General features: G+C 47.2%; 3 protein-coding genes. All 3 read right to left on the bottom strand.

Annotated features, from left to right (window positions below; translation table 11 throughout):
- A partial coding sequence (locus J4G02_13195) for a hypothetical protein (protein MCE2395533.1) occupies positions 1–236 on the bottom strand: 236 nt, incomplete at its 3' end.
- A 134-nt stretch (positions 237–370) separates the two neighbouring features.
- Complete coding sequence (locus tag J4G02_13190) at positions 371–1,450, bottom strand: hypothetical protein (GenBank protein ID MCE2395532.1); 1,080 nt, start codon at positions 1,448–1,450, stop codon at positions 371–373.
- 188 nt (positions 1,451–1,638) lie between these two features.
- Positions 1,639–2,400: hypothetical protein (locus J4G02_13185; protein MCE2395531.1), on the bottom strand; the 762-nt coding region annotated here is incomplete at its 5' end.

Here is a 2,400-nt window from a genome sequence, read left to right as displayed (position 1 = left end):
CCACGACCAGCCAACCACTCAATCTCTGTCATATAGGACGCAGAGACACTGACGACCGGCTCTGCACCTACCTCGAAGCGTTCCGGCAGGAATTCCTCAAGCTGCTCACGATTCGTCAAAAAGCTGACCGATATGGATGTTGACTTCGGACTGTCCTTGCACTCGAATTTATGTCCACAGGGTCCTTGTCTCGGTCCCATGCTTGGACCATTGTCAGGTCGAAGTTTGTAAGGCATAGTATCCTCCTATTGATTTGAACGCTAGCTGTTGTGTACATGACAAAAATCGTACATATTTTACAGGGCATAATAGATTAGATGGTAAATACCTTCCGTTCCAATTATCATACCCCCTTTGTAAATCAGAATCCTCATTGCCGATGTTTAAGCTCTCCCCATGTCGTTGTGAGCTTACCGCGTGGAGAAACAGATAGAAGATTTACAGGGAATGGCCAACCGTCGGGAGTGTATTCTTCCGTTTTTTCTCGGTTAGCCCACCAATCTATTCTTCTGGGCCAACCGCCGACGGCATAAATCTTTCCATCCACAACACTAGTTCCTAACCCCCACCTTTCAGTAGGCATCTCCTCCACCATTCTCCATTTGTTTTCCGTTCGGTCATATTCTAATACTGTTTTATAAATTACCCATTTTCCTGCTGCCTTAACTCCACCTTTTCCCTCTTTTCCAGCCCACTTCTGACCCCCGAAGACATAAATCATCCCATTACCGACAGCGCTAGCCGATATCCCATTAGTATCCAGCCATAGATCCGCTTTCCGCGTCCAAGCGTCCGCGAAGGGGTCGTACGCCTCCACTAGTTTAGACCCCTTTTTATCAGTGTCCTCTAAGCACCCACCGAAGACATAAATTGTTCCGAGCACCGCCGCGGAGGCTGAGTTCCATCTTGGATTTGGCATGTTAGCTTTCTGTTCCCAAGTGTCCGTCGCGGGATCATAAACCTCGACCGCACCAAGCGGAATCATATCCGCGTCTGCTCCCCCAATGGCATAAATCTTTTTCCCTACCGTCACGGTGGTTAACCCCAATCTCGGCGTTGGCATGTCTGCCTTTTGCGTCCATGTGTCTGTCTTAGGATCATACTCATCCACTCGTGCGAAGGCATCGAGACCATCAAACCCCCCAATCACATAAATCTTCTCCCCTACTGTGCTGGCGGATAACAGAAACCGGCCCACAGGTATTCTACTTTTTTGAGTCCATGTGTTTGCTATGGGGTCATATTCCTCCACAGGTGGCTGGATTTGTGGGCTATTATCTTGTCCTCCAATAGCATAAACCTTTCCGTTCACCACACTAGTGGCAAGGGCATATCTTCCGACATGCATGTTCGCTTTCTCTTCCCATTTTCCCGCAAAACTGACGGTTGAAGAGCCAAAGAACCCACCTAGTATCAATCCCATGAATATTCCGTACACAATACGTTTCATGGTGCAAACCTCTCCGATCCCGCGAAGCGGGGATCCTCGATTTATTGGGACCAACTGAGAGCCTTCGACCTGTGTTCTTCTGATATTCGTTGTCACGACACATTCTCCTTTCACATACGGAGTGTTTCCTCAAAAATGCACTATCATACTAGAAATTTTCCATGAAGCTGCTTAGTAATGGGTGAAAATTATACCGGACGGCCGGGGAAAAACACATACACCGTTGTGTTAAATAGTGTGCCATATATCAACCACAGGCTGCCGATAACGAAATCGCCAAGGACCAGGCCAAGAAAAAAATACGAAGCCCGGCGATAGAGTTGAGGACCACCATATTTAAGGATAATCCATTTCGTGATTGAACTAATCATTAAACAGAGCCAGAGAAACTGAATCCAATGTCCTAAGGACATGATGTATCCCAATGGATGAAAGGGCCACCAGATGAACCACAATCGCATCAGCGTTAAAAAGAAAACGGATATCGCGCCAACGCCTATAAAAGCAATTTCACCATGTTTTATTTCCGAGAGATTGGTCAGCCAACGGGCTAGCGCTTGGTAGGTCCAAGCACCGTACCATGCGTTTGGCCAATCACCAAATCCTGACATGGCCCCATACCTATGATAAATATCCAGATAAGCCCAGAAACAGGCAAGGATACCGAAGAAAGCAGCAACCATGATCAACGTAGAAAGCTGCTTTCGTCTTATTATTGGTGTATCATCGGTTAGCTTAAATCCCTCCAGTTGGTGAGGCATCGGATGACTAGCATAAGCCCTATTAAACCAGGTATACAGCGCGAAACCTGTTAAATCCCCCGGACTAAACCGGCGCGAACCTAAGGTATTCGGCAAATCTTCAGAAACCCGAAGATACTCAAACGCGTGAACAGGAAACCCCAATTCCGCACGCACGCGCGTTATTGTCACAGAAACAGCGTAGTATAT

Source organism: Candidatus Poribacteria bacterium (genome assembly GCA_021295755.1).
In the GTDB taxonomy this organism is placed as follows: domain Bacteria; phylum Poribacteria; class WGA-4E; order WGA-4E; family PCPOR2b; genus PCPOR2b.
This window is presented reverse-complemented; position numbering and strand designations above follow the sequence as displayed.